Raw genomic sequence first — 6,212 nt, forward strand, 5'->3', positions numbered from 1 at the left:
CGGGAGATTCCCAACAGGTGAACGAGTGTCCGATTCGCGCGGATCAGGCAGGTTCACCGGATCGACAGCAGCGGCAACCAGCGGCCCACCTCGGCCGCCCGGCTCCCGGACGCATCGATCGAACCGTCGGCAAGAGCCTGCGCGAAATCACGGGTCCCGGTGACCACCTGCAGCCAGGTCAGAGCGTCGGTCTCGACCACGTTCGGCGGAGTCCCCCGCGTATGCCGCGGACCCACGATGCACTGCACCGCGACGAACGGTGGTACTCGTACCTCCACCGAGGACCCCGGCGCATTCTGACCGAGAGTCCTGGCGGTGGTGCGCACCGCCGCAGCGATCTGGGCGCGAGTCGGCTTGTCTGCCTCGCCCTTGATCCAATCCCCCACCGCCAGCACCGCATCGCGAACCTCGGCGGGACTGACCTCCTTGTGCGGTGGCATCGTTGTTCTACTCCTTATCGCGCGGCAGGGCTGGTTGCAGCGAGACTCGCCAGAACGGCACCGCTCGCGTTGAGGAAGTAGTGCAGCAGCGCTGGGGCCAGCACACTGCCGCTGCGAGCCCGCAGCCACGAGAACACCAGACCTGCCGCAGTCGTCGCGAACACCGTTCCGATCACCGAGTCTCCGGCAGCGCGGGCCGGGTGAACGTGCCACAACCCGAAGAAGATCGGCGACAGGGCCGGCGCGGCGGCGTCGAGCACTCCACGGAAGAGCAGCTCCTCGGTCAGCACCGTCCCCACCGGAATCCGAAACAACACCCACTCGGCCAGATCGTCCTCGGCCGGGCGGACCCTGCGTCGCAACGCCGGAATTGCGGCGACGACGGCAGCTCCGAGCACCGGAATCGCCGACGCCGCAGCGCCCCACTTCAGCCCGGGAACAGCGTTGCGCAGGCCGAGCTGCTCTGCATTCGTTCCCGACACCGCAGCGATACCGACCGCGAACGACGCATCGGCCACCGCTCGGCCTCGGGCATCGAGGCCCGAGGACGGCAGAACGAACGTGCTCCATGCCGTGCTCGAAAGCCCGATGACGATCGCTGAGATTCTCACTTCTCGGGACCGTCCCGGCCGGCGAATTCCTCCATGACCCCGCGGACTCGTTCGGTGTCACGATCGGTCCAGCCCTCGGGGGCCGCGACGGCGACCCAGCCGTCGAGCACGAGGGTTCCGTAGTTGTGGCCGTGCCCGTCGGGAACACCCGCGGCGTTCGTCAGGTCGGCGGCCACCTGCCAGAACGTGACGACCGGGAACCATCTCATACTCGGCAGCCGGTCCGGCCCGGGTGGCTCGGACAGCCAGTCGGGACGCTCGAAGAGCAGGTCGGGTGACCACCAGACCACCGGATCCGACGCGTGCTGAACGTAGAGGATCCGCGGTTCGTACCACGGTTGATCCTCCGGTGGGATGCCCGAGGAGTTGTCGGCGAACCGGACCGTCAGGCCCTCGGAATAGACCGGCCTGACCTCGGGAGTCCCCGGGTCGCGGCGGCTGACGAACTGACTCCAGATGCGGTTGTTGTTGGGCGGTCCCACCCAGAGGACACCGTCGGTGGTGGCCCTGATGTCTGCCAAACCATCGAACGCCCCCTCCCCTGCCTGAGTACCGAGGCTCTCTCCGTAGACGTAGAACTTGGGGCGAGTGGCCTCCGGCTCCTGCAGCCATCGGTCGTGAACCCTGTCGATCAGCGCTTTGCCTGCCTGCGCGGCCTTGTCGCCCTCGGCGATGAACGAAATCCAGCTGGGCAGATACGAGTACTGCGACGCGACGGTAGCCACATCGCCGTCGAACATGAGCTCCTCGGCTTCGATGGCGGTGGGGTTGACCCACCCGGTGCCCGTGGTCGGAACGACGACGAGAGCGGCACGCTGGAACGCCCCGGTGCGTTCGAGTTCGGCGACCACGATGTCGAGTCGCTCGGCCTGCGTCTGCGCCGTTTCCAGCCCTGCGTAGGCCCGAATCGGCTCTCGGCTCGGACGGCCCGTGGCCCGTTCCATCTCGTCGGCACGCAGACCGCTGGAGACGAAGTTTCGGCCCTCGAATCCCAGAGTGTCCCAGGGTGCCAACGAGTTCGGGCTGCCGGATCGCTCATCGGCAACGGGTTGCTCTGCGCCGTCCCGGGTTTCGTCGTTCTGCAGGCTGAACGCAGAGTTGGTCACCTCGGAGACCGCACGCAGCAGCACACCCTGAACCAGTGCGATGGAGAGCACGACGAGCAGCACGACCCCGAGCGCATTGGCCACTTCCCGTGGCATCTTCACGACACGGTTGAGCTGGCGGGCCAGCAATCGAACGAGGTCGCGCAACACCCGCGACATCGAAACGAGCAGAGCCGCAACAGCGATGCTGAGCGCCCCGGTTCGAAGGTATCCCGTGGTGGTGGTGCCCTCCGCGTCCATCAGGGCGGCCAGCTCACGCTGCCATTCCGCCGAAACAGCCAGCATGATCATCGACGCGGCGATCGCTGCGACAGGTACGGCAACCTTGACGACCCGTTCGACCGTGCGGGGCAACGGCCACCACGACCGCGACGACAACCACCATCGAGTCACCGTCCACCCCAACGCGACGCCGAACGCGTAGCCGATACCCGCGTTGATGCCGCCGATGATGCCCTGGAACAGCCAACCGCGAGGAAGCAGCGACGGCGTCAACGACCAGCAGAAGAACAGCGCGCTGAACGCGATCCCAGTGAAGTCCAGGCGTAGTAGCCCCCACGCCCACATGACGAACGGATGCTTCTCCGGGGAAGGCACCGAGAATTCGAGGGCCGGGAAGTGGTATCGGTGATGCTGGTCCTGCTTGAGATCGGCGTCGGGTTCGACGCCGGGCCGCTCCGATGCCTGTTCCCCGACCGACGTCCGTCCCCCCACCTCGGTCAGCCGAAAAGTCTGGGAAGTGTGCTCTCGAACGTCTCTCGCAGCTCCGCCATCGAGATGGAGAACTGTCCCTGGACCTCGATCGAGTCCGAGCCTTCGTCGACGACGCCGATGCGAACCCACGGCAGGCCGCGAGCGGTGCACATGCCGGTGAACCGGATCTCCTCCGTGCGCGGCACTGCGACCAGTACACGACCCGAGGACTCGGAGAACAGCGTCACGAACGGATCGGCATCGTCGGGAACGATGATGCGGCACCCTGTTTCGCCTGCGAGAGCCGCCTCGACGACGGCCTGCGCGAGGCCACCCTCGGACAGATCGTGTGCCGCCGAGACCAGTCCGTCGCGTGAGGATGCAAGCAGAATCTCGGCCAGCAGCTGTTCTCGGGACAGATCGACCTTGGGCGGCACGCCGCCGAGGTGATCGTGCTCCACCTGGGCCCAGATGGATCCGTCGAACTCGTCGTAGGTGTCGCCGAGCAGAATCAGCGTCTCACCGGGCTCGAGGCCGAGACCGGTGGGGATGCGGCGGTGCACGTCGTCGATGACGCCGAGGACACCGACCACCGGCGTCGGCAGGATCGGCTCGGCACCGGTCTGGTTGTAGAAGCTGACGTTGCCTCCGGTCACGGGGATACCGAGGGTGACGCAGCCGTCCGCCAGGCCGCGCACGGCCTGCTGGAACTGCCACATGACACCCGGGTCCTCGGGCGAGCCGAAGTTCAGGCAGTTGGTGACGGCCTTGGGCGTCGAACCGGTGACCGCGACGTTGCGGAACGCCTCGGCGAGGGCGAGCTGGGCACCCTGGTAGGGATCGAGTGCGGTGTAGCGACCCGATGCGTCGGTGGCCAAAGCGATGCCGCGACCGGTCTTCTCGTCGATACGGATCACTCCGGCATCGGCGTGCTCGGCGAGGACGGTGTTGCCGCGCACGTAGCGGTCGTACTGCTCGGTGATGAATCGACGGCTGCACAGCTGCGGCGAGCCGATCATCTTCAGCAGCGTCGCCTTCAACTCGTCCGCGGTTTCCGGGCGCTTCAACGACGCTGTGGTGTTCGCGACCAGGGCGTCCTGAGTGGCGGGCCGCTGCACCGGGCGGTTGTACACCGGCCCCTCGTGCGCGACGGTCTTCGGCGGAACATCGACGACGGTATCGCCGTGCCAGGTGATCTGCAGATGCTCACCGTCGGTGACCTCACCGATCACGGTGGCCAGGACGTCCCATTTCTTGCAGACGGCCATGAACGCGTCGACGTTCTCGGGCGTCACCACCGCGCACATGCGCTCCTGGGATTCGCTCGAGAGCACCTCGGCGGGCGTCATACCGGTGGCGCGCATCGGCACCTTGTCGAGCTCGATGTGCATGCCGCCACTGCCCGCGGATGCGAGTTCCGAAGTGGCGCAAGACAACCCGGCACCGCCGAGGTCCTGGATACCGACGACCAGCTTGTTGGAGTACAGCTCGAGGCAGGCTTCGATGAGCACCTTCTCGGTGAACGGATCGCCGACCTGGACGGCCGGCAATTTTTTGCGGCCACCCCCGGTTTCGTCACCGTCGAAGGTCTCCGAGGCCAGCACCGACACGCCGCCGATGCCGTCGAGCCCGGTACGCGCTCCGAACAGAATAATCTTGTTGCCCAGGCCCGAGGCGAACGCGAGATGCATGTCCTCGACGCGCATGAGGCCGGCGCACAGCGCGTTGAGCAGGGGGTTTCCGGCGTAGGAGGCGTCGAACACTGTCTCGCCGCCGATGTTGGGCAGGCCCAGAGAGTTGCCGTAACCGCCGACGCCGGCGACGATGCCGCTCAGCACACGGCGGGTGTCGGGTGCATCGGCTGCTCCGAATCGAAGCTGGTCCATGACCGCGATCGGGCGAGCGCCCATGGCCATGATGTCGCGCACGATGCCGCCGACGCCGGTCGCTGCACCCTGATAGGGCTCGACGTACGACGGGTGATTGTGGCTCTCGACCTTGAACGTGACGGCCCAGCCGTCGCCGACGTCGACGACGCCCGCGTTCTCACCGATACCGGCGAGCATGGGCTTGCGCATCTCGTCGGTGGTGGTCTCACCGAAGTACTTCAGGTGCACCTTCGAGGACTTGTAGGAGCAGTGCTCGCTCCACATGACGGAGTACATCGCCAATTCGGCGTCGGTGGGACGACGGCCGAGGATTTCCTTGATGCGGACGTATTCGTCGTCCTTGAGTCCGAGTTCCTTGTACGGCTGCGCAACGTCGGGGGTGGCGACGGCGTTGGAGACAGTGTCTGTGGGTACAGAGCTAGCGGACACGAGGAATAGGTCCCTTCGATGGAGCGAAATGCCAGGGAGAGTCTATAAGGCGCATCCGACATGTACGGCATCGGACGTGCGGTGGTCGTCCAGGGCTCGTGCGAACATCACCAGATGGACATCGCGCTGACCGAGGACGATCTGGACGAAACGGGCGTCATCGACCCGTCGATGGTGGCCGTGGGAGTCGACGTACCGCGCAAAGCAGTCGTGTGTTTCTTCGCCGAGGTGATCGAGAGCATCCGTGCGAAGGGCGACGCCAGGATCGTGTCGGTCATGCGCTCCGAGCACGGCGAACACCCCGTCTACGAGATCGAACGGGGCGGGCACAAGCTGGCGGTCTTCCATCCTGGAGTCGGCGCTCCGCTGGCCGCACTGTTCCTCGAAGAAGCCATCGCGATGGGCTGCACCCAGTTCGTGGCCGTCGGCGGCGCGGGAGCACTGTCCGACGACCTGGGCATGGGACACGTGATGATCGTCGACAGCGCCCTCCGCGACGAGGGCACCTCGTTCCACTACCTACCGCCGGGCCGAGTGGTCGACGCCGATCCGGAAGGCGTGGCCGTGCTGCAGTCGGTGCTGACCGAGGCCGGCGTCGACTTCGTCACGGGCCGATCCTGGACCACAGACGCGCTCTACCGCGAAACCCGTGGGCGAGTCTCGCGTCGCATCGAAGAAGGCTGCCGAACGGTGGACATGGAGGCATCGGCATTCTGCGCGGTTGCCCGATTCCGCGGAGTGCGCTTCGCCCAACTGCTCTACGCAGGCGACTCACTGGCCGCCGACTGGGATCACCGCGGCTGGACGAAAGCAACGACGGTCCGCGAGCACTTGTTCTGGCTCGCGGCGGATGCGTGCGTGCAACTGACCCCTGTGTAGCTGGGTCTCGGGCTCGGGATCGGGGGTTCGGGATTCGCGGTTCACCCCCCGATTCCGCAAACGCGCGCGCGTTTGCCAGACGCGAGCGAAGTAGCCCCGAATCGGGCACCATTCCCCGTGCACCTGACGAATGCGCGCGCGTGTGCCACTGCCGCACGACCACCA

5 protein-coding genes are annotated in these 6,212 nt (G+C 66.4%); 1 reads left to right on the forward strand and 4 read right to left on the reverse strand.

The window, feature by feature from the left end; all coding sequences use genetic code 11:
• Positions 1-53: 53 nt before the first annotated feature.
• The 4 genes from RHODMAR_RS23025 to purL form a co-directional block, all read right to left on the reverse strand.
• Positions 54-440, reverse strand: coding sequence for a sterol carrier family protein (locus RHODMAR_RS23025; protein WP_008719440.1), 387 nt, complete (start codon positions 438-440; stop codon positions 54-56).
• Positions 441-454: 14 nt separating this feature from the next.
• Positions 455-1,051, reverse strand: a complete 597-nt coding sequence (locus RHODMAR_RS23030; RefSeq protein ID WP_008719442.1) for a CPBP family intramembrane glutamic endopeptidase — start codon at positions 1,049-1,051, stop codon at positions 455-457.
• A complete protein-coding gene (locus RHODMAR_RS23035; RefSeq protein WP_232433746.1) occupies positions 1,048-2,754 on the reverse strand; it encodes an alpha/beta hydrolase in 1,707 nt (568 codons plus the stop codon). Before RHODMAR_RS23035 ends, RHODMAR_RS23030 begins: the two co-directional genes overlap by 4 nt.
• A 122-nt stretch (positions 2,755-2,876) precedes the next feature.
• On the reverse strand, positions 2,877-5,168 hold the full coding sequence (purL, locus tag RHODMAR_RS23040) for a phosphoribosylformylglycinamidine synthase subunit PurL (protein WP_008719445.1): 2,292 nt from the start codon (positions 5,166-5,168) through the stop codon (positions 2,877-2,879).
• A 60-nt stretch (positions 5,169-5,228) separates the two neighbouring features.
• On the opposite strand from purL, the gene RHODMAR_RS23045 reads away from it, so the two are divergent.
• The gene (locus RHODMAR_RS23045) at positions 5,229-6,047 is read left to right on the forward strand and encodes a nucleoside phosphorylase (protein WP_008719447.1); all 819 of its coding nucleotides are present in this window, start codon (positions 5,229-5,231) and stop codon (positions 6,045-6,047) included.
• Positions 6,048-6,212: the final 165 nt, after the last annotated feature.

It is taken from the genome of Rhodococcus sp. AW25M09 (assembly GCF_000333955.1).
In the GTDB taxonomy this organism is placed as follows: Bacteria; Actinomycetota; Actinomycetes; order Mycobacteriales; family Mycobacteriaceae; genus Rhodococcoides.